This window comes from Streptomyces sp. WAC05374 (assembly GCF_004353505.1).
Classification (GTDB): Bacteria; Actinomycetota; Actinomycetes; order Streptomycetales; family Streptomycetaceae; genus Streptomyces.
Genome location: NZ_SMNQ01000003.1, coordinates 330,933 through 357,538 on the forward strand (window position 1 = coordinate 330,933; position 26,606 = coordinate 357,538).

Sequence of the window (26,606 nt, forward strand, 5' to 3'; positions counted from 1 at the left end):
ATGGGTCACGCCGGGATGGCCGCCACCGCCGTCCGCTACCTCCGTTCGGCCGGGGCGCCCACCGCGGGGACGGCACCGCCGCTGCTGCGGGCGGTGCGCGACGACGAGCGGCGGTCCGTCGACCCGGCCGAGTTCCGCCGCGTCCTCGGGCACTTCGCGTCCGGGGTCACCGTGGTCGCGGCGCACGACGGCGAGGGCCCCACGGGCTTCGCCTGCCAGTCCTTCGCCTCCCTGTCGCTCGACCCGCCCCTGGTCGCCTTCATGGTGGGGCGTACGTCGTCGACCTGGCCCCGCATCGCGCGGGCCGGCGCGTTCTGCGTGAACGTCCTGGGCGCCGGCCAGGCGGACCTGTGCCGGGGGTTCGCGGTCAGCGGGGCGACGGGGGCGGACAAGTTCGCCGGTGTCGCGTACGAGGCGGCACCGGCGACCGGTTCGCCGCGCCTGGTGGGCGTCCCGGCGTGGGTGGACTGCGCCGTCCACGCGGTGCACACGGGCGGCGACCACCTGATCGTGGTGGGCCGGGTCCGGGCGCTGGGCGCCTCGGACGAGGTCGCGCCGCTGCTGTTCCACCGGGGCAGGTTCGGCCGGTTCACGGAATGAGCGACGTGACGGGCCGGCGCCTCCTGATCACCAGGGCCATCAGGGCGGCGGCCGCGCACAGGGCGCCCGAGGCGTACCAGACGACGTCGTAGGAGCCGAAGGCGTCCCGGGCCACGCCGCCCGCGAAGGCGACCACGGCCGCGCCCACCTGGTGGGAGGCGAGCACCCAGCCGAAGACGATCGCCGAGTCGTCCCCGTAGTGCTCGCGGCACAGGGCGATCGTCGGGGGCACGGTGGCGACCCAGTCGAGCCCGTAGAAGACGATGAAGAAGATCATCGGCGGGTGCACCGACGGCGCCAGCAGCATCGGCAGGAAGAGCAGCGAGACGCCGCGCAGCGCGTAGTACACGGCGAGCAGCCGCCGGGCCTCGAAGCGGTCGGTGAACCAGCCGGAGGCGATGGTGCCGACGACGTCGAAGACCCCGATCACCGCGAGGAGCGACGCGGCGGCCGTCATGGGCATCCCGTGGTCGTGGGCGGCGGGCACGAAGTGGGTCTTGACCAGGCCGTTGGTGGAGGCGCCGCAGATGGCGAAGGTGCCGGCGAGCAGCCAGAAGGGCCCGGTGCGGGCGGCGGAGAGCAGCACGGTGACCGCGCGGCGCGCGGCGCCCGGCGCGGGCGCGGGCCTGGGGACGAAGTCGGTGGCACCGTACGGCTTCAGCCCCACGTCGGCGGGGTGGTCGCGCAGCAGGAGCCAGACGAACGGGACGACGGCGAGCGCGGACAGGGCGACCGTGACGGCGGCCGGGCGCCAGCCGTGGTGCGTGACGAGCCAGGACAGCAGCGGCAGGAAGACGAGCTGCCCGGAGGCGCCCGCGGCGGTGAGGATGCCGGTCACCAGCCCGCGCCGGGCGCTGAACCACCGGTTGGTGACCGTCGCCGCGAAGGCCAGCGCCATGGAGCCGCCGCCGAGCCCGACGAGGACGCCCCAGTACAGGACGAGCTGCCAGGCCGCCGTCATCCACACGGTGAGCAGCGAGCCGGTCGCGATGACCGTCAGCGCCAGCGCCACGACCCGCCGGATGCCGAACCGGTCCATCAGGGCGGCGGCGAACGGCGCCGTCAGTCCGTACAGGGCGAGGTTGACCGAGACGGCGAAGCCGATGGTGCCGCGCGACCAGTCGAACTCCCGGTGCAACGGCTCGATCAGCAGCCCCGGCAGGGAGACGAAGGCGGCCGCGCCGATGATCGTCACGAACGTGACGGCGGCGACGTACCAGGCGCGGTGGACACGGGGCGTGCGGGCGGGCGGCGTGCCGGGGGCCGGCGCGGCCGGGACGGGGGCGGGGCTCGTCTGGGTCACGTCCGACAGCATCGCGAGCGGCCCGGCACCGTACCAGTGGCCCGGATGACACCGTTCGCTAGGATCGGGCCATGGACCAGCCTGTCCCGCACCGCGTCGTCGTTCTCGCCCTCGACGGGCTCCTCCCCTTTGAGCTGGGCATACCGCACCGCATCTTCGGCCGGGCCAAGGACTCCGAGGGGCACCCGCTGTACGAGATCGTGACCTGTGGCGTGGCCGCGGGACCGGTCGCAACCGACGCGGACTTCCTCATCTCCGTCGACCACGGCCCCGAGGCCCTCGCCACCGCCGACACGGTCGTCGTGCCCGCCTCGTACGAGCTCGGCCCGGTGTACGCGGAGGGCAGGCTCACCGACGAGCTGGCCGCCGCGCTCGACCACGTCCGGCCCGGCACCCGGCTGGTGTCCATCTGCACCGGCGGGTACGTCCTGGCCGCCGCCGGTTTCCTCGACGGGCGCCCGGCGACGACCCACTGGTCCTCCGCCGAGCACTTCCAGCGGCTGTTCCCGTCCATCAGGGTCGACGCGGACGTCCTGTTCATCGACGACGGCGACGTGCTCACCTCCGCCGGGGTCGCCGCCGGCATCGACCTGTGCCTGCACATCGTGCGCCGCGACCACGGGGCGGCCGTCGCCAACGAGGTCGCGCGCCGCACCGTCGTACCGCCGTACCGGGACGGCGGCCAGGCCCAGTACGTCCACCGCCCCGTCCCGGACCCCCAGTTCGCGACCACCACCACGGCTCGCGCCTGGGCGCTGGAGCGCCTCCACGAGCCGATCCAGCTCCGGGACATGGCGCGCAGGGAGGCGATGAGCGTGCGGACGTTCACGCGCCGGTTCCGCGAGGAGGTGGGCATCAGCCCCGGCCAGTGGCTCACCCAGCAGCGGGTGGAGCGCGCCCGGCACCTGCTGGAGTCCACGGACCTGCCGGTCGACCAGGTGGCCCGGGACGCCGGGTTCGGCACCGCCCAGTCGATGCGCCAGCACCTGCAGGCCACCCTGGGCGTGCCGCCCACCGTCTACCGCCGCACCTTCCGCACCGCCGCGCGGAACGGGACGGGCTGAGCCCCGCCGGCCTGCCCGAAGATGAGCACCGCCCGCGCCACCCGCCCGTGGTGGGCGTCGTCCGCCGCCCCGGCGAAGTCCTCCAGCGGGTACGTCCGTGTCACCAGCTCGTCGAGCAGCAGCGCGCCCCGTTCGTACAGCCCCGCGTACAGGGGGATGTCGTGCTGGGGCCGGGAACTGCCGTACCGGCAGCCGAGGACCGCTTTGTCGAGGAACATCGCGGCGGGCGGGAAGGAGGCCTCGTCGGTGGGGGCGGTCATGCCGAGGAGGACGGCCTGCCCGTGCCGGTCGAGGAGGCCGATCGCCTCGCGGACGAGCCCGGGGTGGCCGACGCACTCGAAGACGTGGTCGGCGCCGCCGGGCAGCACCCCGCGCACGGTGTGCACGTCGTCCAGGAAGTGGGTGGCCCCGAACCTCCGCGCCACCGCTTCCTTGTCGGCCCGCACGTCGACCGCCACGATCACGGCGGCGCCCGCGAGCCGCGCGCCCTGGAGCACGTTGAGGCCGATCCCGCCGGTGCCGATGACGACGACGCTCTCGCCGCGCCCGACCCGGGCACGGTTCAGCACGGCCCCGACACCGGTGAGCACCGCGCAACCGAGGAGCGCGGCGGAGCCGAGCGGCACGTCCTTCGGTATCCGTACCGCCTGCACGGCCTTGACCACGGTCCGCTCCGCGAAGACCGAGGCGGACGCGAACTGGTACACCGGCCGCCCGCGCCGTGCGAACGGTGTCCCCGGCCGGCCGATCGCCATTCGGCACATCGTCGGCCTCCCCCGGTCGCAGTCGGCGCACGCCCCGCAGTTCGCCAGCGTCGACAGGGCCACGTGGTCGCCCGGCGCCACATGCGTCACGCCCGCCCCCACGGCCTCCACGACGCCCGCGCCCTCGTGCCCGAGGACCACCGGCGCCGGGAAGGGGATCGTCCCGTCGATCACCGACAGGTCGCTGTGGCACAGCCCGGCCGCCGCGATCGCCACCAGCACCTCGCCCGGCCCGGGGTCGCGCACGGTCAGGTCGTCGACGACCCGCGCCCGCTCACCGTCGAACACGACACCCTTCACATCGGCTCCTTGGGCAGGCCGAGCACCCGCTCGGCGATGATGGTGCGCTGGATCTCGTCCGAGCCGCCGTAGATGGTGTCGGCCCGGCTGAACAGGAACATGCGCTGGAGGTCGTCGAGGGCGTACGCGCCCGGCGACCACTCCCCCGGCCCGGTCGCGCCCGCCGCGCCCCGCACGGCCATCGCCAGCTCGCCCAGCCGCTGGTGCCAGCGGCCCCACAGCAGCTTGGCCACGCTGGGCGCGCCCGCGTCACCGGCGTCCCCCAGCGTCCGCAGCGCGTTCCACCGCATGACGCGCAGCTCCGCCCACTGCCGCACCAGGGCGTCCCTCAGTACGGGATCGGTGACCGCCCCGCTCTCCACGGCCAGCCGCAGCACCCGCCCCAGCTCCGCCTCGAAACCGATCTGCTGCACCAGCGTGGACACGCCCCGCTCCACGGCCAGCAGCCCCATGGCGACCCGCCAGCCGTTCCCCTCCCCGCCCACGACGTGGGGGGCCTTCGCCCCGTCGAAGAAGACCTCGTTGAACTCGCTGGTCCCGGTCATCTGGCGGATGGGCCGCACCTCGATCCGGCCCGGCTGGTCCATCGGCACCAGCAGGAAGGACAGCCCGTGGTGGCGCCGTGTGCCCGCCTCCGTCCTGGCCAGCACGAAGCACCAGTCGGCCTCGTGCGCGAGGGAGGTCCAGATCTTGTGGCCGCTGACCCGGTGGCCGCGCCCGTCCCGCTCGGCACGGGTGCGCAGCGCCGCCAGGTCCGACCCGGCGCCCGGCTCGCTGTAGCCCTGGCACCACAGTTCCTCGCCCCGGGCGACGGCGGGCAGGAACCGGTCCTTCTGCTCCTCGTCCCCGTACGCCAGCAGGGTGGGCGCGAGGAGCTTCTCCCCGATGTGCCCGGTCCGGCCGGGCGCCCCCGCGCGGGCGTACTCCTCGGCCCACACGACCTGCTGGGTGAGCGTGGCCGTCCGGTTGCCGTACCCGCCGGACCCCCACCCGAGCCCGATCCAGCCGTCCGCGCCCAGCTTGCGTTCCCAGGCCCGGCCGCCCTCCCCGGCGGGATGCGCCTCCAGCCACCGCCGGGCCTCGGCCCGGAAGTCCTCGTCCTCCGCCCCGAACGCGAAGTCCATGTCCGGCCCTACGCGTTCGGGCGGGCGCCCGCGGCCGCCGCCCTGGCCATCTGCTCCAGTCGCTCCAGCAGCGGCATGGGGTCGGTGCCGACCGTCCCGGGCAGGACGTCGGCGATCCGCTCGGGCGTCCACGGCTCGTGGGCGTACGCCGCCCTCAGCTCGCGCGGCTGCGCCCACACCGCGATCTTGGGCCCGGCGACCGTGTAGACCTGCCCGGTGATCCGCTCGGCGCGGGCCCGGTCGGAGAGCAGGTAGACGACGAGCGCGGCGACGTCCTCGGGGTCACCGATCTCCTTGAGCTCCATGGGCACGCCCGCCGACATGCGGGTCCGGGCGACGGGGGCGACGGCGTTGGCCGTGACGCCGTACTTGTGCAGGCCGAGGGCGGCGCTGCGGACCAGCGAGATGATCCCGCCCTTGGCGGCGGAGTAGTTGGCCTGGGACACCGAGCCCTGGTGGTTGCCGCTGGTGAACCCGATCAGGGTGCCCCCGCCCTGCTTGCGCATCACCGCGGAGGCGGCGCGGAAGACGGTGAACGTGCCCTTGAGGTGGGTGGCGAGGACGGGGTCCCACTCGTCCTCGGACATGTTGAACAGCATCCGTTCGCGCAGGATGCCGGCGACGCACACGGCCCCGTCGATCCGGCCGTACTCGGCGAGCGCGGTGTCCACGACGCGCTGCCCGCCCGCCATGGTGGAGATGTCGTCGGCGACGGCGACGGCCTCGCCGCCCGCGGCGACGATTTCCTCGACGACGTCCGCCGCGACCCGCGAGGTGGGCTCCGCGCCCTCGACGGACACGCCGTAGTCGTTGACGACGACCCGTGCCCCCTCGGCGGCGCAGGCCAGGGCGACGGCCCGGCCGATGCCCCGCCCGGCGCCGGTCACGGCGACGACCTTGCCTGCCACGAAGTTCCCCATGCCCGGCTCCCCTTCGGCGCCCACCACTTCCGCCATATCTGACGGGTCGTTAGATTTTATGGTCCGTCAGACACGCGAGCACAAGACCCGGGAGGCCCCCATGTCACTGCCGGCCGCGTTCCACGAGATCGCCGCGCGCGTCAACAACTGGGGCCGCTGGGGCGGGGACGACGAGCGGGGCACGCTCAACCTGATCACCGACGAGGCCGTACGGGAGGCCGCCCGGACCGTGCGCACCGGGCGGCGCGTGCCGCTGGCGCTGGAGCTGCGCCAGGACGGGGTCCAGACGGGCCTGATACCGGGCCGGGTCAACCCGCTGCACGCCATGACGCAGATCAACCAGGAGCTGTTCGGCCCCGGTACGGTCGCGACCAGCGACGACGTGGTGACGCTCGGGCTCCAGGCGGGCACCCACTGGGACGCGCTCACCCACGTCTCGCACTCGGGCGTGCTCTACAACGGCCGGCCCGCCTCCTCGGTCACCCCGCACGGGGGCAGCGCGTTCAGCGGCATCGGCACGGCACGGCACGTCGTCTCGCGCGGGGTCCTGCTGGACGTGGCCCGCGCCAAGGGCGCCGAGCGGCTGCCGGGCGGCCACGCCGTGACGCCGGAGGACCTGGACGAGGCGGCGGAGTTCGGCGGGGTGGACGTCCGGGCGGGAGACATCGTGCTCGTCCGGACGGGGCAGGTCCAGGTGTACCTGGCGGGCGACCGGCAGGCGTACGGGCACCCGTCACCGGGACTGTCGGTGCGTACGCCGGAGTGGTTCCACGCCCACGACGTGGCGGCCGTCGCCAACGACACGCTCACCTTCGAGGTCTTCCCGCCCGAGCACGGGGACCTGTGGCTGCCGGTGCACGCGCTGCACCTGGTGGAGATGGGCATGCTCCAGGGTCAGAACTGGAACCTGGAGGAACTGTCCACAGCCTGTGCACAGGAACGGAGGTACGCGTTCCTGCTGTCCGCGACACCCGAGCCCTTCGTGGGCGCCACGGGAGCCCCGGTGGCTCCGGTGGCGGTGCTGTGACGGTCACGGTCGGGCGCGCTGCGGCGTCTTCTCCGGGTGGCGGCGCACGCATGCGCACCCCGAGCACGGCACGGCGGCCGCCACCCGGCTCCGGCGCGATCACCCCGAGTGCCCTGATCAGGAGCCGTCGCCGAGCCGCGACCCGCACTCGCCGAGGGCGTCAAGCCCTCGGCGTCCCCTCGCCACGAATCGCTGCTCCAAGGGTGATCAGACGGATACGAGCCGTCAACACCTATTCAGGGATAGGCCCGTTATGCCCGATTTGTGACAGCGCACGACGGCGCATATGCTCCCGGCTCACGCACCACCCCTGTCACCACCGGTGCGCCCCTGTCCACCTCGCACCAGATGCTCTTGCCGGCCCCCTCCCGCTGCCAGCCCCACCGGTCGGCGAGCCCGTCGACCAGCTCCAGGCCGCGGCCGTTGGTGTCGTCACCGTCGGCGTGACGAGGGCGCGGCGGGCGGGCACTGGCGTCGGCGACCTCCACCCGCACCGTTCCCGCCTCGGCCGCGCCCGCGCCGAAGAGCATCCGCAGCACGGCCGGACACCCGGTGTGCACCACGGCGTTGGTGACGAGCTCCGAGATGAGCAGCACCAGCGTCTCGGCCAGTGGCTCGTCATCCCCTATCCCGGAACCGGCGAGCCGTGATCGCGCCCATCTCCTGGCCCGACCGACCTCTGCTGGGTCGGGGCCGATCTCCAACTGCACCTGAAGCACCTGCACCGCTCACACCATCCGAACCGGCGGACACATCGCCTCGCGCCTCACAGTGACCACAGCAGTAACAGTCGTCACTGAACGTGATTTCCTTGTGGGACAGCATGGTTGACGTACAGTCACCGCAACAAGCGCTTCGGGCATATTCCAGCGCGAAGGAGTACGCGTGCTGCATACTGTGCGACGCACACTGCGGGTAGTCGAACAGGGGGGCGCACCGCGCCACCGAGGGGTACGAGCGGCGGGCATTCCCGGGCGCGGGGCTGCCGCACGGGCAACACCGGGACGCCCCAGCCTCTGAACCACTCGCATCCCACGGAGCGTACCGGAGCCACGCGCCGACTCCAGGCCGTGACGAGTACTCGCAAGGCAACAACCCGATATCAACGCTGCGTGACCGCTTCACCCTTGAGGGAACGCCTCACCCTCCGTGGCAAGCGCCGCCGCGCACACCTCCTCCGCCTCCGCCGTCCCCATCCACCGCCGCTCCCGCACCCACGCCCGCTTCAGGTGCAGGTGCACCTCGGCCTCCCAGGTGAAGCCCATCCCGCCGTACACCTGGAGGCAGTCCCGGGCGCCGCGCACCGCCGCCTCGTCGGCCAGCAGCTTGGCGGCGGCGACGTCCACCGGGTCACGGGTGACGGCGGCCGCGTACACCGCCACGCGCGCCAGCTCCGTGCGCTCCAGCATGCCCGCGCACAGGTGGGCCACCGCCTGGAAGGCGCCGATGGGCCGGCCGAACTGTTCGCGCTCCCGCGCGTACCGGGCCGCCATCTCCGTCGTGCGCCCGGCGCTCCCGAGCTGCTCGGCGGCCGTGAGCAGGACCGCCTCCGGGCCGGCCGCCACCGCCCCGCCCCCCGGCACCCGGTGCAGCGGCGTGAGCGGGTCGAGAGACCTCACCGGCCGGGCACCCTCCGCGCCGCCGCCCCGCACGGTGTCGGCCGCGTCCAGCCACTCCACCAGCGTCCCGTCCACGGCGGTGACGACCACGTCCCCCTCCGCCGCCCCCTCGACGTGCCCCGCCGCCAGGTGGGTGGTGACCAGCGGCCCGGGCAGCAGCGCCCGCCCGGCCTCCTCGAACGCCAGCACCGCCTCCGGCAGCCCCAGCCCCGCCCCGCCGTCCTCCTCCGGCAGCCGCAGCGCGAAGAACCCGGCCGCGCCCAGCTCCCGCCACAGCGCCCGGTCCAGCGTGCCCGTGTCCACGGCCTCGCGCAGGGCGTCCCGCCCGAACCGCCCCCGCAGCAGTTCCCGCACGCCCCGCCGCAGCGCCCGCCGGTCGTCGTCGAGCCGGAAAGCCATCCTCATCGCCCCTTCGGCAGGCCGAGGACGCGCTCGGCGACGATGCCGCGCTGGATCTGCGAGGTCCCGGCGGCGATGGTGTACGAGAGCGACGACAGCCGGTCGTGGGTCCACCGCCGGTCCAGGTCCAGTGCGTCCGGGCCGAGCACCTCGGCGGCGGCGTCGTACAGCTCCTGGCGCGCGTGCGAGTACCGCAGCTTGAACACCGACCCGCCCGTCCCGGGCGCCGAGCCGGTCGCCTCCGCCTCGCTCACGTTCCAGCGCACCAGCCGCCACAGGGCGCGGAACTCGGCGCCCAGCCGCCCCAGGCGGCGCCGGAGCACGGGGTCGTCCCAGCGGCCGCTCCGGCGGGCCTCGCGCGCCAGCTCGCCGAGCACCCGGCGGCAGGCCACCACCTCGCCGGCGAACGCCGTGCCGCGCTCGTACGACAGGGTGACCATGGTGACCCGCCAGCCGTCGTTCTCCTCCCCCACCCGGTTGGCGACGGGCACGGGGACCTCGTCCAGGAACAGTTCGGCGAACTCCGCCGTCCCGGTCAGGGTCCGCAGCGGCCGTACGGTGACGCCTGGGGCGTCCATGGGCATGGCCAGCCAGGTCAGGCCCCGGTGCCTGGGGGCCTTCGGGTCGGTGCGCACCAGCAGTTCGCACCAGTCGGCGACCTCGGCGTGGGAGGTCCAGATCTTCTGGCCGGTGACCAGGTAGCGGTCGCCGTCCCGGACCGCCCGGGTGCGCAGGGAGGCCAGGTCGGAGCCCGCGTCCGGCTCGCTGAAGCCCTGGCACCACACCTCCTCGCCCCTCAGGATCGGCTCCAGCCACCGCTCGCGCTGCCCGGGGGTGCCCTCGGCGGCGACGGTGGGGCCCGCGTGCAGCAGGCCGACGAAGTTGGCGCCCACATAGGGCGCGCCGGCCAGTTCGGTCTCCTCCAGGAAGACCAGCCGCCGGGTGGGCGAGGTGGCCCAGGGCGGGTCGCCGTACCCGGCGTCGTACAGCGTGCGCTGCCAGGCCGTGTCGTAGGCCCGGCGGCCCGGCCAGTCGGCGGGGTGGGGCGGGGGCGGCAGGCCGGGCAGCACGGCGGCGAGCCAGGTGCGCAGCCGGGCGCGGAAGTCCTCGTCCTCCTCGCTGGTGTCCAGGTCCATCAGACCAGGTCCAGGCCGAGCATCCGGATGGCGTTGCCGCGCATCAGCTTGTACGTCGTCTCGTCGTCCAGGCCCTTGACGTGGTCGAGGGCGACCTCTTTGGTGTGCGGGAAGGTGGAGTCGACGTGCGGGTAGTCGGTCTCGAAGGTGGCGTTGTCGCGGCCGACCACGTCGAGCGAGGCGATGCCGTGCTTGTCGCGGAAGAAGCAGCAGAAGACCTGCCGGTAGTAGTACGTGGACGGGGGCTCGGGGATCAGGTCGCGGACCCCGCCCCAGGCGCGGTGCTCCTCCCACACGTCGTCGGCCCGCTCCAGCGCGTAGGGGATCCAGCCCATCTGGCCCTCGCTGTAGGCGAGCTTCAGGGCGGGGAAGCGCACCAGGACGCCGGAGAAGAGGAAGTCCATGAGGGACGCCATCGCGTTGTTGAAGGACAGCGAGGCCTGGACGGCGGGCGGGGCGTCGGGGGAGGCGGCCGGCATCTGCGAGGACGACCCGATGTGCATGTTGACGACCGTCCCGGTCTCCTGGCAGACCGCGAAGAAGGGGTCCCAGTAGCCGGAGTGGATCGACGGCAGGCCGAGGTACGTGGGGATCTCGCTGAAGGTGACCGCCCGCACGCCCCGGGCCGCGTTGCGCCGGATCTCGGCGACGGCGAGGCCGATGTCCCACAGCGGGATCAGGCACAGCGGGATCAGCCGTCCGCCGCTGTCGCCGCACCACTCCTCCACCATCCAGTCGTTGTAGGCGCGGACGCAGGCCAGGGCCACCTCCTTGTCCCTGGCCTCGGCGAAGGTCTGCCCGCAGAAGCGGGGGAAGGTGGGGAAGCACAGGGACGCCTCGACGTGGTTGAGGTCCATGTCCTTGAGCCGTTCGGCGGGGTCCCAGCAGCCGGGCCGCATCTCCGCCCGGGTGATGCCCTCGAGGGTCATGTCGTCACGGTCGAAGCCGACGGCGGCGATGTTGCGCTTGTACGGGAACCTGAGGTCCTCGTAGATCCACCAGTCGGCCGGCGGCCCGTCGGGGTCCATCGTGATCCGGTACTTCCCGCCCACGTACTCCAGCTCGCCGATCCCGCAGGTCAGCGGCTTGGGCCCCCGGTCGCGGTAGGCGGCCGGGAGCCAGGTCTCGAAGAGGTGCGCCGGTTCGATCACATGGTCGTCGACGCTGATGATCCGAGGCAGTTCCGTCATGACGCCTCCCACTTTTCTGACACTCCGTCAGCTCCTGTCCGGCAGGCTAGCCCCGCACCCCTGGACCGACAAGGCGCACCGCCCTACGCTCACCGCACGATCTGACTGTCCGTCAGCAAACGAGGAGCGCACCGTGCCGGACACCGACACCGCACACGCCCTGGGCGCCTCCCGCACCCTGTGGGAGCTCGTGGAACGCCGCGCCCGCCTCACCCCGGACCGCCCCGCCCTCCTCCAGGACGACCGGCGCCTCACCTTCGGCGCCCTGTGCGACCGCGCCGAGCGCACGGCGGCCGGACTGGCGGCCATGGGCGTACGGCCCGGCTCGGTCGTCGCCTGGCAACTGCCCACCCGCGTCGAGACCGTCGTCCTGAGCGTCGCCCTCGCCCGCCTCGGCGCCGTGCAGTCCCCCGTCATCCCCTTCTACCGGGAGCGCGAGGTGGGCTTCGCGCTGCGCGAGTCCAGGGCCGGCTTCTTCGCCGTCCCGGGCACCTGGCGCGGCTTCGACCACACCGCCCTGGCGCACCGCCTCGGGGCGCGCGGCGTGTTCGAGGCGTACGACGGCCTCCCCGACGCCGACCCGGCCACCCTGCCGCCCCCGCCCGCCTCCGGCACGGACGTGCGATGGATCTACTGGACGTCCGGCACGACGTCCGACCCCAAGGGCGTCCTGCACACCGACCGTTCTCTGATCGCGGGCGGGGCCTGCCTCGCCCACGCGCTGCGCCTGACGCCCGGCGACGTCGGGTCGATCGCCTTCCCCTTCGCGCACATCGGCGGCCTCGACTACCTCGTCATGCTGCTGCTGTACGGGTTCCCGGCCGTCCTGTTCGAGACGTTCGCCCTGCCGGAGGCGCTGGAGACCTACCGGGCGCACGGGGTGACCACGGCCGGAGGCTCCACCGCCTTCTACGCGATGTTCCTCGCCGAACAGCGCAAACAGCCGGGCGAGAAGCTCGTCCCCACCCTCCGGCTGCTCGCGGGCGGCGGCGCCCCCAAGCCGCCGGAGCTGTACCACGCGGTCGTCCGGGAGATGGGCTGCCGCCTCACCCACGGCTACGGCATGACCGAGGTGCCGATGATCACCATGGGGTCCCCGGACGACACCGACGAGAACCTCGCCGGCACCGAGGGCAGGCCGCCGGAGGGCATGGAGATACGCGTCGTCGACGGCGAGGTGCGGCTGCGCGGCGAGGCGGTGTGCCGGGGCTACCTGGACCCCGCGCAGACCGCCGGGGCGTTCGACGAGGACGGCTTCCTGCGGACCGGGGACCTCGGGTACCTCACGGACTCCGGCCACCTGGTGCTCACCGGACGTGTCAAGGACGTCATCATCCGGAAGGGCGAGAACATTTCGGCCAAAGAGGTCGAGGACCTGCTGCACCGGCACCCCGCGGTCCGGGACGCGGCCGTCATCGGCCTGCCCGACCCAGAACGCGGGGAACGGGTCTGCGCGGTCGTCGAGGCCACCGCGGCGCTGACGCTCGGCAACGTGACCGCGTTCCTCCGCGACGAGGGCCTGGCCGTGCACAAACTGCCCGAGCGGCTGGAGGTCGTGGACGCCCTGCCGCGCAACGACACCCTGCGCAAGGTGCTCAAGTACAAGCTGCGCGAGCGCTACTCGGCCTGAGGCTCCTGGGTCATGAAGTACCGGGCGAAGGCCGTGACGGCCTCCTCCTCGTCGACCAGCCCGCTGCGGTCCAGGTCCATCGACTCGGCCGCGAGCGCCGCCGCGTGCGGGTCGACGCCCAGCACCCGCAGGGCGCGCTCCAGCTCCGCCGTGCCGGCCTTCCCGTCACCGTCCCGGTCGGCGACGGCGAGCAGGGCGCGGACGAAGGGGCGGGCGATCTCGGCGAACCGGTCGGGGTTGTCGCGCAGCCGCTTCACCGCGCCGCTCACGAACTCCCCCCGGGTCACCCGCTGGTCGCCGTCCACGTCCGCGATGCCGGCCAGGCCCTGCCAGAAGGCCTCCGCGCCACCGGCCAGCGCCTGGCCCTTGTCCGAACGGAACGACGTGCCGAACTCCTCCAGCAGCCGGCCGGCCGCCGTGGTGAAGTCCTCACGGGAGATATAGCCGTTGCCGTCCTGGTCGAAGGCGGCGAACCGCGAGGCGATCCGGCGCTGGTACAACTCCTCTGCGTCCATGCCGGGAGGGTACGACGCGAAGGGTGCGCCGTCACGCGGAGAGCTGTTCGTCCTCCTCGCCGGTGGCGGCCGCGACGTCCGCGTACACCGAGAACAGGCGCCGTACGCCGAGGGCCGCCAGGACCCGGTTGACGTGCGAGCCCTCGACGGCCCCCCGGGCCGGCAGGATCAGCCGCAGCCTGCCCCGGCAGGAGTGCAGCAGCCGACGCGAGGCGATCAGCACGCCGACGCCGCTGGAGTCGCAGAACTGCACCCCGGACAGGTCCAGGACGAGGTCCCGCCTGCCCTCGGCGACCGCGTCGTGCACGCGCCTGCGGACGACGGGTGAGGAGACCAGGTCCAGTTCGCCCTGGACGCTGAGCACGGTCCATGCCCCGTGCCCGGCTTCGTCCACCGTGAGCGTCACGCGCCTACCCTCCGCCGATACCACCGGGAAATGAACCGGAAGCCGAGCTTCCTTTGGGCCCCTGCTGCCCCGTCCTCCCCTCATGAAACACGATCCACCGATGGTGACGGTTTCCTTACCATCCCGGAACGGCGCGCGAGGCACTTGCCACAAAGAGGGGGCGCATTGTCGGCGCGGGCCGTTACATTCGGGAGGAGTCGGGTCTGGAGGGCTCCCCCATGGCGAAGGACACACCCCCGCGCTGGGACCGCAAGATGCAGCAGCGGCTGGCGCGCGGCGAGGCCGCCGCGCTCGGTGAGCTCTACGACCGGTTCGCCTCCCTGGTGCACAACACGGCGCACCGCGTCCTCGACGACGAGTCGGCGGCCGACCAGGTCACGCGCGAGGTGTTCGGGTACGTGTGGGAGAACCCGGACGCGTACGACCCCAGGCGCGAGGGGTCCATGCGCTCCTGGATAGCGAAGCTGACCCGCCGCCAGGCCGTGCACCGGCTGCGCCAGGCCGAGGCGAAGGCGTACGCGGAGCGCGGCGGCGGTTCCACGGAGGAACTGGAGCAGAAGGTGCGCCGCGCGGCGGTGTCGGCCCGCGCGGACTTCATCGTCCAGTCCATGCCCGCGCCGCTGCGCGCCGCACTGGAGTTGGCCTATTTCCAGCGCCGGGACTACCGCCAGACCGCCGCCGACCTCGGGGTGACCGAGGACGAGGCGCGGCGCCGGCTGCGGCTCGGGCTCCAGTTGCTGTCCACCGCGAACAGCCGGCCCCTGGACGGACGGACGCCATGACGGGACCGCTGGACGGCGGTGGCCACGACGACGGCCGGGAGGAGGTGGGCGGCGTGCCGCGCATACCGTCCCCCAGGCGGGCCGCCGACAACTACGAGGCGCTGCCCGCCCCGCCCGCACCGCCCCTGCCGCACAAGGTCCTCCAGTCGCTGCTCGGCGCGTGGGCGCTCTCGGCCTGCTCGGCCGAGGAGACGACCGCCGTCGAGGAGCACCTGACCGAGTGCGCCCCGTGCGCGGAGGAGGCCCTGCGGCTGCGTGACGCGGTCGGCCTGCTGCACCACGAGCGGGACCTCGACCTGGACCCGCTGCTGCGCTCCCGGGTGCTGGAGAACTGCCTGGGCCGCCGCCCCGCGCGCATCCCGCTGCCCGACTGGGCCGGGCCGTACGACGCGGAGACCGCCCGGCTCGACGCACTGCTGCGGGACATCGGCGACTCCGAGTGGCACGCGCCGGTGCGGCTCAAGTGGTTCGAGCGCGACCGGCCGGTCAGCCGCCGGACCACCGTCGCGGGGGTGATCGGCCACCTCCAGGCGGTCGACGGCCTCGTGGCGACGGCGATCGGCCTGGACGACTCCCTCGCGGCGAAGACCCCGGCCGAGCGCACCGAGGCGTTCTGGCGGGGTGCCCACCACCCGCCCACCAGATCCGTCCGCGAGCCCTGGCGCGACCAGGCGCACACCCTGATCCGCACGGTCTCCTTCGCGGGCCGCGGTGTGGCCGAACTGTCGGTGTCGTACGGCGACTTCTCCCTGCCGCTGCGCGACGCGCTGCTGGACCGGGCCTTCGAGTGCTGGGTGCACGCGGACGACATCGCGACGGCGGTCGACTACCCGTACGAGCCGCCCGGCGCCGCCCACCTGCACGACATGATCGACCTGGCCGCCCGGTTGCTGCCGGCCGCCCTCGCCGAGCGCCGCCGCGCGGGGCTCGCCGCCCCGGCCCGGCACCTCGTCACGGCCGGCGCGCCCGGCCGCTCGCTCCACCTGGAGGTCGAGGGATCGGGCGGCGGCGACTGGTACATCGCCCTGGACTCCCCGGCGGCGATCGCCTCCCCGGACCGCAAGGTCGCGCAAGTGGCGCTGGACGGCGTGGAGTTCTGCCAGTTGGTGGCGGGCCACATCGCGCCGGAGGAAGCGGCGGCCGGCCAGGACGGCGACCGCGAGGCCATCCGTGACGTCCTCTTCGCCGCCGCCTCCCTGAGCCGCCTGTAGCCCGGCTCGGGGAGCGGCGGGAGGCAGCCTGGGGCGTCGTCCCCGGCGGGCGCGCCCCGGCAAGGGGTCCTACGCGAAGACGACCGTGCGGCGGCCGTTCAGCAGGATGCGGCGCTCCGCGTGCCACTTGACCGCCCGCGCCAGCGCCTGGCACTCCACGTCCCGCCCGATCGCGACGAGCTGCTCCGGCGTGACGTCGTGGCCGACCCGCTCGACCTCCTGCTCGATGATCGGGCCCTCGTCGAGGTCGGCCGTCACGTAGTGGGCCGTCGCGCCGATCAGCTTCACGCCGCGCGCGTGCGCCTGGTGGTACGGCTTGGCGCCCTTGAAGCTCGGCAGGAACGAGTGGTGGATGTTGATGATCCGGCCGCTCAGTTCCTTGCACAGGTCGTCCGACAGGACCTGCATGTACCGGGCCAGGACCACCAGCTCGACGTTCTCCGCGCGCACCAGCTCCAGCAGCTCGGCCTCCGCCTGCGACTTGGTGTCCTTGGTGACCGGAATGTGGTGGAACGGAATGTCGTACGAGGCGACGAGCTCGGCGAAGTCGGTGTGGTTGGACACCACCGCCACGATCTCCACCGGCAGTGCGCCGATCCGCGAGCGGAACAGCAGGTCGTTCAGGCAGTGGCCGAACTTCGACACCATGAGCACGACCCGCATGCGCTCGTCGGCACGGTGGATCTGCCAGTCCATCGCGAAGGAGTCACCGACCGCCGCGAAGCTCGCGCGCAGCTTGTCCACCGTCACCGGCGCCTCGGCCGAGAAGTGGACCCGCATGAAGAACAGGCCGGTGTCCCGGTCTCCGAACTGCTGACTGTCCTCGATGTTGCAGCCGGTGATGAAGAGGTAACTCGAAACGGCGTGCACGATGCCCTGCTTGTCCGGGCAGGAGAGCGTGAGGACGTACTGGTCGGTCATCCTGGCAGGATGCCACATCCGGGAGGGGCGGCCGGACCGCGGTCCGTCACGCGGACCTCGTCATGATCCGCAGCACGTCCAGCGACCGCGGCGGCGCGTCCGGGTCCTCACCGTCGTTGACGGCCAGCCGCACGTGCGCGTCCCGGGCCGCCCGCACCGCCTCCGGCCAGCCGTGGTGCCCCATGTAGGCGGAGACGGGGGCGTCCGGGCCGACCTGGTGCATGATCCGCAGCACCCGCAGCACCGCGACGTCGACCAGCGCGGCCTCGCCCGAGTCGCGGAAGATCGTGCCGACGTACTTCTCGGCCGACCAGTTGTCCAGCCACGTGTCCTCGACCAGCCGGTACACGGCGTCGGTGACGTCCCCGTACCCCTCCAGGCCCGCCAGCCAGCACTCCTGGTGGAAGACGGGGTCCGAGAGCATGTGCAGCGCCGAGCGCACGTTCGCGCGCCAGCGCCACCACGGCATGTCGTTGAGCGGCATGCCGCCCATGGTGGAGGAGCGACGGCCGCGACGGGAAGAGTTCACGGAAGCTGACACGTTTCGATCGTACGTTCCCCCGCACACCGGATGGACCGGCCCCCGCAATTCACCTCGATGTCACCATGCGTTGAACGGGCCTCACTCCCGCGTTACCCATGGGGCGGAATTGTGCATGCCCATGACCGGTAACGGCAGGCGACGCTCTTCGACCACCCTCTCCCTCGCCCGGACCGCGGCGGCAATCGGCTCGGCGTGCCTCCTGGCCGGGTGTGGAGTGATCCCTGGCGCCACGGGGGGCGCCGGGGACACCCTCACCGTCATGACCTGGGCGCCCGAGAACACCCGCGCGACCAATATGCCGGGTATGCCCGCCATGGGGCAGGCGTTCGCCCGCTGGGTCAACGCCCGCGGCGGCATCAACGGCCGCGAACTGCGCGTCCTGACCTGCAACGCGGGCAACGAGCCCGCGACCGCCGCCGCCTGCGCCCGGCGCGCCGTCCAGGAGGGCGTGGCCGCCGTCGTCGGCTCGTACAGCCACGAGGGCCGCGCCTTCATGCCGCCGCTGGAGGCCGCCGGCATCCCGTACATCGGCGGTTACGGGCTCACGGACGACGAGTTCCGCAGCCCCGTCTCCTACCCGGTCAACGGCGGCCAGGCCGCGCTGCTGGCCGGCAACGGCATACAGCTCGCCGACTCGTGCGACCGCGTCTCCCTGGTACGGCCCGACTCCCTCACCGGCGCCGACCTGCCCTACATCCTCAACTCGGGCCTCGCGCAGGGCCACCACCGCACGGCCGCCGACATCCCGGCCGCCGACGACGCCGGCGAGTACACCGAGGAGGCCCGGCAGTCCCGCAAGCGGGTCGGTGAGGAGGGCGGCTGCGTCACCGCCGCGCTCGGCGAGCACACGGCGACCTTCTTCGACTCCTTCCGCCGCCTCCCGTCCGACGGCCGGGACATCAAGGTGTCCTCGGTCCTCGGCAGCGTCGACCAGCCGCTCGTCGACCGCACCGGCGGCGCGAACGGCCCCTTCGAGGGCGCCTACATCACCGGCTGGTACCCGGAGGCGGGCGACGAGCGCTGGGCCCCGATGAAGCAGGTGATCCGCGAGCACGCCTTCGGCGACAACCGGATCGACCCGGCCGACGCCGGCGTCCAGACCACCTGGATCGCCTACACGGTGCTGGCCAGGGTGGTCGAGGCCCTCGGCGACGAGGAGGTGACCCCCGGCCGCATCGGCCAGGCGCTCGACCGCGGGGTCGAGGTCGACACCGGCGGGCTGACACCGCCGCTGCGCTGGCGCTACGAGGACATGCTCGGCACGCCGGACCTGCCGCGGATAGTGAATCACCAGGTCACGTTCCAAGTCGTCCGCGAGGGACGGCTGGTGGCCCAGAAGGACGGGTTCGTGGACGTCGGCCCCACGCTCCGCAAGGCCGCCGCCCTCTAGGCCACGTCCCGGCGGGTCAGAGCTGGGCCGGCTGGCGCGGGGTCAGACCGTAGGTTCCCGCGATGCCGTTCCACAGCTCGGACGCCTTGCGCTTGGCGGTCGTCGCCTCACCGCTGGCCCGGTTGCCCTGGGCGAAGTGCGTGGTGCTGCGCGCCGTGCCGCCCTTGCAGCCCTTCTTGCCCTTCACCTCGCCGGCCCAGGCCGCGTAGTGGTCGTCGGCCGAGGCGGACGCCTGCCACGCCTGGGTCAGCGCGGTGGTGAGCGCCCCGTGGTTCGGCAGCTTGTCGACGGCCAGGCCCTGGAGCCGGGTCACGAGCTGCCGGCGCTGCCCGGCGGCGGCCTGGAGGTCGGTGGCGGCCTGGTCGAGGTTCTGGCACTTCTTGATGTTCTCGACGGAACGGATCACCGAGTCACGGCTGTTGTTGCTGTCCGCGAGAAGCTTGTCGAGCGCCTCGGCCTGCGTACGGGCCGGGTCGGGCGCGGCCTCGGAGGCGGTGGCGCCCGGGGTGGGCGAGCTGGCGGCGGCGACCCCGGTGTTGTCGGGCGTGCCCTTCTTCTGGTCGTCGCCACCGCTGAGCAGCGCGCCGGCGCCGAGCCCGAGGACGGTGCAGCCGACGACGACGGCGGCGATCAGCGGCAGCTTCGACGAGCGGCGGCGCTCGGGCTCCCGGTGGGCGTCCTCGTACGGCGGAGCGGGCTGTGCGGCCTGCGGGGCCCGGTACGGCTGCTGGGGCTGCCGGTGCGGGGCCGCCTGGGCCCCGGCGCCGTAGGCGGGTATGTGCTGGGTGGCGGCCGCGTCGTCACGGAAGAGGCTGTCGAACTCGGCCGGGGGCTGCCGGTCGCCGGGCGCCCCGGGCCGGATGCCGTAGGGCGCGCCGGACGGCTGGGGCGGGACGGGCGGCAGGTACTGGGTGGCGTCCGCGTCGGCGGGGGCCGCCGGGCGGGTGCCGAGGAACTGCGTCGACTCGGCGGGGCTCTCCGCGGGCAGGGGCATCGGCCCGGGCACGGCTCCGGCGCCATGGGCGGCGACCGGAGGGAGGTACTGGGTCGCGTCCGCGTCGCCCGCGCCCGCCGGAACCTCGGGCGGCAGCGGCTGGGCGACCGTCCCGTAGGCGTCCTGGTGCTGGGGCTGATGGGGCGGCTGCTGGTGGGGCGGCTGGTGCTGCTGGTGCGCCTGGTGCTGCTGGTGGGGTGCCTGGTGCTGCTGGGGCGCCTGGTGCTGCTGGGGTGGCTGAGGCTGCTGGTGGGGTGCCTGGTGCTGCTGGTGCGCCTGCGGGTGCTGGGGTTGCGGGTACTGCTGGTACGCCCCGGCCTGCTGGCCGTACGCACCGGGCTGCGGCGCGTGCGGCTGCTGGGGCGGCAGGGGCTGCTGCTGCCCGTCCGGCGGTCCCCACTGGCCGCCCCACGGCTGCCCTCCGGCCGGCCCGGCGCCGGCCGCGCCGCCCCAGGTCTCACTGCCCTCGGCGGGCAGCACGACACCTTCGTGCGCGGGCCGCGCCGCGGGAAGGTGCGGCTCCTGACCCTGTCCGCTCTGCGTCACCGGGACTCCTACGTGTAAACCTGTAAACCTACGGAAGCGTCGGCTCACGCTACCGGGTGACACGGAGCCCGCGCACACGTGTGTGGCGCCAGTAACACATCCCTCCCCGAAGACGCTGTTACGCGGAGCCGCGGACGCCTCAGGCGGCCTGGAGCTCGAGGCGCGCGCCGAATTCCCGGACGGCCGGCTCGTCCGCGTACGGCTCCAGGCGCTGCCGCAGGTCGTCCAGGTACTCCGCACCCCTCGACGAGCGCAGCGTGCCGAGCAGTTCCGCCGCCCGCGCGCCGGTGTGGCAGGCCTCCTCCACCTCGCGCTGCTGGACCTGCGCCGTGGCCAGCAGGACGAGGCCGATCGCCCGGCGCCGCGCCCGGGTCTCGGGGTGGCCGTCCAGCGACTCGGCGGCCGCCCGCGCCGCCTCGTCGGGCCGCCCCAGATCCCGGTAGCAGTGGGCCAGTTCGTCGGCCAGGTACGCCTGGTCGAAGTGGGCGATCCACGCCGGGTCGTCGCCCGACCCGGGGTCCGCCCGGTCCATCGCGGCCACCGCCCGGGCCGCCACCTCCTGGCACACGTGCGCGTCACCCAGCAGGGCGTGCCCCCGCGCCTCGGCCGCCAGGAACATCGCCTCCGCCCTCGGCGGCACGTGGCCCCGCGCCCCTTCCTGCGCGGCCCGCGCCAACTGGGCGATCTCGCGCGGGTTTCCGAGCTGCGCCGCCAAGTGGCTCATGGACGCGGCCAGGACGTACCCGCCGTACCCGCGGTCCCCGGCCGCCTGGGCCAGCCGCAGGGCCTGGATGTAGTACCGCTGCGCCAGCCCCGGCTGCCCCGTGTCCACCGCCATGTACCCGGCCAGCTCCGTCAGGCGCGCGACGGCGGCGAAGAGTTGACGGCCCACGGTGTCCCGGTACGACCCCGACAGCAGCCCGGAGACGACGCTGTTCAGGTAGTGCACCACCACGGGCCGCACATGGCCGCTGCCGAACCGGTGGTCCAGGTCGACCAGCGCGGCCGTCATCGCCCGTACCGCCTCGACGTCCGCCATCCCCACCCGGGCCCCGGCCTGCCGCGCCACCTGCGGGTCGGCGGCCGTGATCAGCCAGTCCCGGCTGGGCTCGACGAGCGCGGACGCGGCCACCGTCGAACCGGACAGGAAGTCCCGCCGCCCCACGTCGCTGCGCCACAGCTCGCAGACCTGCTCGATGGCCCCGAGCACGGTCGGGGAGAACTGGAGCCCCACCCCGGAGGCCAGGTTCTTGCCGTTGGCCATGCCGATCTCGTCGATGGTGACCGTGCGCCCCAGCTTGCGGCCGAGTGCCTCGGCGATGATCCCCGGGGCCCGCCCGCGCGGCTGCTGGCCGCGCAGCCAGCGGGCCACGGAGGTCTTGTCGTAGCGGAGATCGAGCCCGCGCTCCTGCCCGACCATGTTGACGCGGCGGGCGAGCCCGGCGTTGGAGCACCCTGCTTCCTGGATGAGAGCCTGCAACCGTTCGTTCGGCTGACGGGCGACGAGCGGCCTCGCTGCCATGACTACCCCCTGTTGCCGCGGTGATCAGTCCCGCTGATCACTGCCCGGCTGATATACGGAGAATGCAGAAGTTGACCTGCGAATACTGACGAAACCGAGGAAGAGCGCAGAAGGGCACGGACAGTTACGGAAGAGCGGGAAGAGCGTGTCGTGCATCAAGGGCCGATGAAGGCTGATACGTCATGCGATATCGGTAGACCGGTCACCTCCCCGACAGTGGCTACCCGGCCACCGCTCCCGGTCCCCATGCGCGCCCCCGTCCGTGCATCCATGCGCCCCGGATGCCGAATCGATGCGCCTCGGCCTCCCTTCCCGCGCCCCGTAACCCCCGGTGGGGCCGGTAGTTGAGCTGACCGTGGAAGAGACCATCGGAGTCACGGAAGCCGCACCGATCCCCAAGCAGCGAGGCGAGCAGTTGCTGGACAGCGCCGTGCGGTACGCGGAAGAGCGGCACTGGGACGTGTTCCCCGGCACCTGGCTGGAGGCGGTCGACGGCATGGAGCGGTGCTCGTGCGGCGACACCGCCTGCCCCGCGGCGGGTGCGCACCCCGCCCGGCCGGACTGGGCGACCCAGGCGACGGGCAGCGCGGTGGTGGCGCGCCGGCTGTGGGGGAAGCAGCCGAAGGCGTCGATCCTGCTGCCGACGGGCCGCACCTTCGACGCGCTGGACGTGCCCGAGGCGGCGGGCTTCCTGGCGCTGGCGCGGATGGAGCGGATGGACCTGACCCTCGGCCCGGTCACCTGCACCCCCGACCGCCGGATGATGTTCTTCGTCCTGCCCGGCGCCGCCGCCAAGGTGCCGGACCTGGTGCGCAAGCTGGGCTGGTCGCCGACCGGCATCGACCTGGTGGCTCGCGGCGAGGGCCACTACGTCGCGGCGCCCCCGACCCGGGTGGGCGGGCACGGGGCGGTGCAGTGGGCGCGCCGCCCCACGCCGGCGAACCGGTGGCTGCCGGACGTCGAGGAACTGATCTGCCCGCTGGCGTACGCGTGCGCCCGCGAGGCGGCGACGGCCAGGGAGGCCGCCGCTGCCCGCGCCCGGCAGGGCTGACCGGCCCGGGCTGCCGGTCGGCGCCCCTGCGGGCGTCCCGGCCCGTCCGTAGGGTGGTTCCCGTATCGACGGGGACGCGGAGGGCAGTGACCATGCCGGACGGGACGGTTGAGGACGTGGCGGGTGGAGTGCCGGGGACGGCGCCGCCCGCCGTTCGTGTCGAGGGGCTGTGGAAGCGGTTCGGCGAGCAGGTCGCCGTCGCCGGGATCGACCTGGCGCTGCCCGCGGGCCGGTTCATCGGCCTCGTGGGTCCCAACGGGGCGGGCAAGACGACGACGCTTTCGATGGTGACCGGGCTGCTGCGGCCCGACCGGGGGCGGGTCGAGGTCGTGGGCCACGACGTGTGGCGCGACCCGGCCGGGGTGAAGGCTCGGATCGGGGTCCTGCCGGAGGGGCTGCGGCTGTTCGAGCGGCTGTCGGGGCGGGAGCTCCTCGCGTACACCGGGCGGCTGCGGGGGCTGCCCGGCACCGAGGTCGACAAGCGGGCCACCCAGCTCCTGGAGGTGCTCGACCTGGCGGGTGCCCAGCACAAGCTGGTCGTCGACTACTCGACGGGCATGCGCAAGAAGATCGGGCTGGCCGCCGCCCTGCTCCACAACCCCGAAGTGCTGTTCCTGGACGAGCCGTTCGAGGGCGTGGACCCGGTGTCGGCCCAGACGATCCGGGGCGTTCTGGAGCGGTACACCGGCTCGGGCGCCACAGTGGTCTTCTCCAGCCATGTGATGGAGCTGGTGGAGTCGCTGTGCGACTGGGTCGCGGTGATGGCGGCGGGGCGCATCCGGGCGCACGGCACGCTGGCGGAGGTGCGCGGCGGTGCGCCGTCGTTGCAGGCGGCGTTCCTGGAACTGGTGGGCGCGCGGGGGCGGGACGACGCGGGCGAGTCGCTGGACTGGCTGGGCGGTGCGCGGTGACGCTCACGGGGGTGTTCGTACGGCTCAAGCTGTCCCTGGTGCGCAATGGGCTGCGCCAGTCGGCGGGGCGTACGGCGGCGTACGTCACTTCCGCCGTGCTGGCGCTGCTGTTCGCGGCGGGGCAGTTGCTGGGGCTGGTGCTGCTGCGGGGCAGTGAGCACGCGGGCACGGTGGTGATGTTGCTGACGGGGCTGCTGGCGCTGGGGTGGGCGGTGATGCCGCTGTTCTTCCCGAGCGGTGACGAGACGCTCGATCCGACGCGGCTGGTGATGCTGCCGCTGCGGCCGGGGCCCCTGGTGCGGGCGTTGCTGGTCTCGTCGCTGGTGGGCATCGGGCCGTTGTTCACGCTGTGCCTGGCGGTCGGGTCGGCGGTGGCGCTGGCGCGCGGGGCGTTCGCGGTGGCGGTGGCGGTGGTCGCCGTGCCGCTGGTGCTGCTGGTGTGCGTGGCGCTGGCGCGGGCGGTCGCGGCGGCGAACGTCCGGCTGCTGACGTCCCGCCGGGGCAGGGACCTGGCGGTGCTGAGCGGTCTGGTGATCGCGGTGGGCATCCAGTTCGTCAACTTCGGCGCCCAGCGGCTCGGTCGGGCGGGCGGGCTGTCGGCGCTGGACCCGGCGGCGGAGGTGGTGCGGTGGGTGCCGCCCGCGTCGGCGCTGGCCGCCGTGGAGTCGGCGGGTGAGGGGGCGTACGGTCGGGCGGTGGCGGGGCTGGCGCTGTCGGGGGCCGCGCTGGCGGCGCTGCTGTACGCGTGGCGGCGCAGCCTGGGGCGGCTGATGACCGCTCCGGACGGTTCGACCCTGGCGGCGGCGTCGCGGCCCTCGCGCCGCGTGTCGGCGTCCTCCGCCGGTCTCGTCGGCCGGCTGTGGCCCGAGGGCCGTGCGGGCACGGTGATGGGCCGGAGTCTGCGGTACGTGGCGCGGGACCCGAAGACGAAGGCGGCGTGGGTGACGTCCCTGGCGATCGGTCTGATCGTGCCGCTGTTCAACGCCGTGCAGGGCACGGGGTCGGTGTACCTCGCGAGCTTCGCGGCCGGGATGCTCGGTGTGCAGATGTACAACCAGTTCGGCCAGGACACCTCGGCCTTCTGGATGGTCGCGATGACGATCTCCTCGGCCCGGGACGCCTACGAGGAGCTGCGGGCGCGGGCGCTGGCGCTGCTGCTGATCACCCTTCCGTACGTGACCGCGGTGACCGCCCTGACGGCGGGGGTGCTGGGTGACTGGGAGACGTTCCCGGCGGCGCTGGGCCTGGCGTTCGGGGTGCTGGGCGCGATGCTGGGGACGGGCGCGGTGGCGTCGGCCCGCTTCCCGTACTCGATCCCGCAGGACGGCGCGTTCAAGAACGCGGCGCCGGGTCAGGCGGGGCTGGCGTGGATCTCCATCCTGGGCGGCATGGTGACGGCGGCTCTGCTGTGCGCCCCGCTGATCGCCCTGACGGTCCGGCTGGACGGGTCCGGCACGGCCGCGGGGCTGTTCCTGCTCACCCTGGGCTCGGGGTGGGGCGCGCTGCTGGCCTGGGCGGGCCTGCGGCCGGCCGCCGCGCGCACGGCGGACCGGCTGCCGGAGATCCTGACGGCGGTCAGCAAGGGCTGACGTCCTCCAGGAAGGGTGTGACGGCCGCGCGCCAGGCGTCCGGCTGGTCGTGGTGGACGAGGTGGCCGGCGTCGGGCACCTCGGCGTACCGGCCGTGCGGGAGGACGCGGACCATCTCCTGGGCCTCCGCCCGGCCCAGCTCGCCGTCGAGGCCGCGGACGACGAGCGTGGGGCAGCGGACCTGCGCCAGGGAGTCCCAGTGGGCGTCGTAGACCCACGTCTCGCGGGAGGTGAGCATCTGGCGCCGGGAGAAGACGGGGCGCCAGCCGTCGGGGCCCTCGGACATAACCTCGGCGAAGAACTCACCGCGCGCGGGGCTGGGCCGCTCCACCCGGGGGTCGTCCTCGCCGAACCACTTGCGGACGTCGGCGAGCGTGGCGAAGGGCAGCGGCCAGGAGCGGAACCATTCTTCCCACTCGCGCTGGGACGCGGCGCCCAGTGCGGAGGCCCGCATGTCGCAGATGACGAGCGCCCGCACCAGGTCGGGGCGCTCGGCGGCGAGCTGCCAGGCGGTCAGCGCGCCCATGGAGTGGCCGATGAGGATCGCGGGGCCGATGCCGAGCTGCTCGACCGCGGCGGCGGCGTCGGCCACGTACGCCTCGCGGGTGAAGGGGCCCTCGGCGGGCTTGTCGCTGCGCCCGTGCCCGCGCTGGTCGAGCGCGACCGCCCGGTGCCGCTCGGCGAGCCAGCGGGCGGTGGGGGCCCAGTGCGCGGCGCGGCCCATCAGCCCGTGCAGGAGGAGCACCCCGGGCACCTCGTCACCGGTCGCCCGGCCCTTGGGCGGCTCGGCGAACTCCCAGGCGGCGAGGCGTAAGCCATCGGCTCCGGTCAGGTCGATGCGTCGCACCATGTGTCCTGACACCCCCTTCTGTCACGTGCGCAGCCAGACTATCGAACTTGCATTCGAAAACGGGGCTCTCGCTCGCAACACCGCTCGTTCGAGTGACCCGACTCAAGGATTGACGGCCGCCGCCGAGGGGAGATCTTCATCGGGAGGCGGGCCGCTCGGGGAAAACGGTCCGAGGGGGACGACCCTGAGAGCTCGGGGCTCCGGGTCGACACAGGGGAGGTGAGGCCCCGGCGCCGATGGGCGCCGGGGCTCTCCATGTATGACGGCCGCGTCAAGCCGGCTCCCTCCCCGCGCGCTC

The 26,606-nt window shown here is 73.7% G+C and carries 25 protein-coding genes; 10 read left to right on the plus strand and 15 right to left on the minus strand.

Annotated elements, in window-relative coordinates; translation table 11 throughout:
- The first annotated feature begins 15 nt into the window (after positions 1 to 15).
- A complete protein-coding gene (locus E2B92_RS09125; RefSeq protein WP_126887753.1) occupies positions 16 to 600 on the plus strand; it encodes a flavin reductase family protein in 585 nt (194 codons plus the stop codon).
- Here the strand turns inward: E2B92_RS09125 and E2B92_RS09130 are convergent.
- Positions 590 to 1,915: an MFS transporter gene (locus E2B92_RS09130; RefSeq protein ID WP_133087459.1), complete on the minus strand. Its 1,326-nt coding sequence runs from the start codon at positions 1,913 to 1,915 to the stop codon at positions 590 to 592. The two genes, E2B92_RS09125 and E2B92_RS09130, sit on opposite strands and share 11 nt — an antisense overlap.
- A 59-nt stretch (positions 1,916 to 1,974) precedes the next feature.
- Between E2B92_RS09130 and E2B92_RS09135 the strand changes: the two genes are divergently transcribed.
- Complete coding sequence (locus E2B92_RS09135) at positions 1,975 to 2,967, plus strand: GlxA family transcriptional regulator (protein ID WP_133087460.1); 993 nt, start codon at positions 1,975 to 1,977, stop codon at positions 2,965 to 2,967.
- On the opposite strand, the gene E2B92_RS09140 is transcribed toward E2B92_RS09135, so the two are convergent.
- Genes E2B92_RS09140 through E2B92_RS09150 form a run of 3 tightly spaced genes read right to left on the minus strand, consistent with a single transcriptional unit; the run spans position 2,922 to position 6,075 of the window.
- Positions 2,922 to 4,031: a Zn-dependent alcohol dehydrogenase gene (locus tag E2B92_RS09140; protein WP_126884339.1), complete on the minus strand. Its 1,110-nt coding sequence runs from the start codon at positions 4,029 to 4,031 to the stop codon at positions 2,922 to 2,924. The genes E2B92_RS09135 and E2B92_RS09140 overlap by 46 nt on opposite strands.
- Positions 4,028 to 5,155 carry an acyl-CoA dehydrogenase family protein gene (locus tag E2B92_RS09145; protein ID WP_126884338.1) on the minus strand — a complete coding sequence of 376 codons (1,128 nt, stop codon included), beginning with the start codon at positions 5,153 to 5,155 and terminating at the stop codon, positions 4,028 to 4,030. The genes E2B92_RS09140 and E2B92_RS09145 overlap by 4 nt, the downstream gene beginning before the upstream one ends.
- Before the next feature lie 8 nt (positions 5,156 to 5,163).
- Positions 5,164 to 6,075, minus strand: coding sequence for an SDR family oxidoreductase (locus E2B92_RS09150; RefSeq protein WP_126884337.1), 912 nt, complete (start codon positions 6,073 to 6,075; stop codon positions 5,164 to 5,166).
- Between the two features lie 100 nt (positions 6,076 to 6,175).
- On the opposite strand from E2B92_RS09150, the gene E2B92_RS09155 reads away from it, so the two are divergent.
- Positions 6,176 to 7,102: a cyclase family protein gene (locus E2B92_RS09155; RefSeq protein ID WP_126884336.1), complete on the plus strand. Its 927-nt coding sequence runs from the start codon at positions 6,176 to 6,178 to the stop codon at positions 7,100 to 7,102.
- A 251-nt stretch (positions 7,103 to 7,353) separates the two neighbouring features.
- On the opposite strand, the gene E2B92_RS09160 is transcribed toward E2B92_RS09155, so the two are convergent.
- The 4 genes from E2B92_RS09160 to E2B92_RS09175 all read right to left on the minus strand — a co-directional run bounded on the left by E2B92_RS09160 (position 7,354) and on the right by E2B92_RS09175 (position 11,446).
- Positions 7,354 to 7,827 carry an ATP-binding protein gene (locus tag E2B92_RS09160; protein WP_126884335.1) on the minus strand — a complete coding sequence of 158 codons (474 nt, stop codon included), beginning with the start codon at positions 7,825 to 7,827 and terminating at the stop codon, positions 7,354 to 7,356.
- A gap of 396 nt (positions 7,828 to 8,223) precedes the next feature.
- Entirely contained in the window at positions 8,224 to 9,120 is an 897-nt protein-coding gene (locus E2B92_RS09165; RefSeq protein ID WP_133087461.1) for an acyl-CoA dehydrogenase family protein, read from the minus strand.
- A gap of 2 nt (positions 9,121 to 9,122) precedes the next feature.
- Entirely contained in the window at positions 9,123 to 10,256 is a 1,134-nt protein-coding gene (locus tag E2B92_RS09170; RefSeq protein WP_126884333.1) for an acyl-CoA dehydrogenase family protein, read from the minus strand.
- Entirely contained in the window at positions 10,256 to 11,446 is a 1,191-nt protein-coding gene (locus tag E2B92_RS09175) for an amidohydrolase family protein (protein WP_126884332.1), read from the minus strand. The genes E2B92_RS09170 and E2B92_RS09175 overlap by 1 nt, the downstream gene beginning before the upstream one ends.
- A 133-nt stretch (positions 11,447 to 11,579) precedes the next feature.
- On the opposite strand from E2B92_RS09175, the gene E2B92_RS09180 reads away from it, so the two are divergent.
- On the plus strand, positions 11,580 to 13,076 hold the full coding sequence (locus tag E2B92_RS09180) for a class I adenylate-forming enzyme family protein (protein ID WP_235023742.1): 1,497 nt from the start codon (positions 11,580 to 11,582) through the stop codon (positions 13,074 to 13,076).
- Here the strand turns inward: E2B92_RS09180 and E2B92_RS09185 are convergent.
- Positions 13,064 to 13,591, minus strand: coding sequence for an EF-hand domain-containing protein (locus tag E2B92_RS09185; protein ID WP_126884330.1), 528 nt, complete (start codon positions 13,589 to 13,591; stop codon positions 13,064 to 13,066). The two genes, E2B92_RS09180 and E2B92_RS09185, sit on opposite strands and share 13 nt — an antisense overlap.
- Before the next feature lie 31 nt (positions 13,592 to 13,622).
- The gene (locus tag E2B92_RS09190) at positions 13,623 to 13,997 is read right to left on the minus strand and encodes an STAS domain-containing protein (RefSeq protein WP_126884329.1); all 375 of its coding nucleotides are present in this window, start codon (positions 13,995 to 13,997) and stop codon (positions 13,623 to 13,625) included.
- Between the two features lie 218 nt (positions 13,998 to 14,215).
- On the opposite strand from E2B92_RS09190, the gene E2B92_RS09195 reads away from it, so the two are divergent.
- Together E2B92_RS09195 and E2B92_RS09200 are read left to right on the plus strand one after the other, a co-directional pair.
- Positions 14,216 to 14,779 carry a sigma-70 family RNA polymerase sigma factor gene (locus E2B92_RS09195; protein ID WP_126884328.1) on the plus strand — a complete coding sequence of 188 codons (564 nt, stop codon included), beginning with the start codon at positions 14,216 to 14,218 and terminating at the stop codon, positions 14,777 to 14,779.
- Entirely contained in the window at positions 14,776 to 15,990 is a 1,215-nt protein-coding gene (locus E2B92_RS09200; RefSeq protein ID WP_126884327.1) for a zf-HC2 domain-containing protein, read from the plus strand. Before E2B92_RS09195 ends, E2B92_RS09200 begins: the two co-directional genes overlap by 4 nt.
- A 69-nt stretch (positions 15,991 to 16,059) precedes the next feature.
- On the opposite strand, the gene purU is transcribed toward E2B92_RS09200, so the two are convergent.
- Positions 16,060 to 16,911: a formyltetrahydrofolate deformylase gene (gene purU / locus E2B92_RS09205; protein ID WP_126884326.1), complete on the minus strand. Its 852-nt coding sequence runs from the start codon at positions 16,909 to 16,911 to the stop codon at positions 16,060 to 16,062.
- 46 nt (positions 16,912 to 16,957) lie between these two features.
- A complete protein-coding gene (locus E2B92_RS09210) occupies positions 16,958 to 17,404 on the minus strand; it encodes an SCO4402 family protein (RefSeq protein ID WP_126884345.1) in 447 nt (148 codons plus the stop codon).
- 169 nt (positions 17,405 to 17,573) lie between these two features.
- Here E2B92_RS09210 and E2B92_RS09215 point away from each other — a divergent pair, with 169 nt between their 5' ends.
- On the plus strand, positions 17,574 to 18,845 hold the full coding sequence (locus E2B92_RS09215) for an ABC transporter substrate-binding protein (protein ID WP_399431179.1): 1,272 nt from the start codon (positions 17,574 to 17,576) through the stop codon (positions 18,843 to 18,845).
- A gap of 16 nt (positions 18,846 to 18,861) precedes the next feature.
- Here the strand turns inward: E2B92_RS09215 and E2B92_RS09220 are convergent, their stop codons facing one another.
- Together E2B92_RS09220 and E2B92_RS09225 are read right to left on the minus strand one after the other, a co-directional pair.
- Positions 18,862 to 20,385 carry a hypothetical protein gene (locus E2B92_RS09220; RefSeq protein WP_185923540.1) on the minus strand — a complete coding sequence of 508 codons (1,524 nt, stop codon included), beginning with the start codon at positions 20,383 to 20,385 and terminating at the stop codon, positions 18,862 to 18,864.
- A gap of 139 nt (positions 20,386 to 20,524) precedes the next feature.
- A complete protein-coding gene (locus E2B92_RS09225; RefSeq protein ID WP_126884324.1) occupies positions 20,525 to 21,907 on the minus strand; it encodes a transcriptional regulator in 1,383 nt (460 codons plus the stop codon).
- A 355-nt stretch (positions 21,908 to 22,262) separates the two neighbouring features.
- Here E2B92_RS09225 and E2B92_RS09230 point away from each other — a divergent pair, with 355 nt between their 5' ends.
- The 3 genes from E2B92_RS09230 to E2B92_RS09240 all read left to right on the plus strand — a co-directional run bounded on the left by E2B92_RS09230 (position 22,263) and on the right by E2B92_RS09240 (position 25,458).
- Positions 22,263 to 22,958 (plus strand): bifunctional DNA primase/polymerase, encoded by a 696-nt coding sequence (locus E2B92_RS09230; RefSeq protein WP_126884323.1) that lies wholly within the window; start codon positions 22,263 to 22,265, stop codon positions 22,956 to 22,958.
- A 92-nt stretch (positions 22,959 to 23,050) separates the two neighbouring features.
- A complete protein-coding gene (locus tag E2B92_RS09235; RefSeq protein ID WP_126884322.1) occupies positions 23,051 to 23,869 on the plus strand; it encodes an ABC transporter ATP-binding protein in 819 nt (272 codons plus the stop codon).
- Entirely contained in the window at positions 23,848 to 25,458 is a 1,611-nt protein-coding gene (locus E2B92_RS09240; RefSeq protein ID WP_126884343.1) for a transporter, read from the plus strand. The genes E2B92_RS09235 and E2B92_RS09240 overlap by 22 nt, the downstream gene beginning before the upstream one ends.
- Here E2B92_RS09240 and E2B92_RS09245 read toward each other — a convergent pair.
- Entirely contained in the window at positions 25,445 to 26,308 is an 864-nt protein-coding gene (locus E2B92_RS09245) for an alpha/beta fold hydrolase (protein WP_126884321.1), read from the minus strand. The two genes, E2B92_RS09240 and E2B92_RS09245, sit on opposite strands and share 14 nt — an antisense overlap.
- Positions 26,309 to 26,606 lie beyond the last annotated feature (298 nt).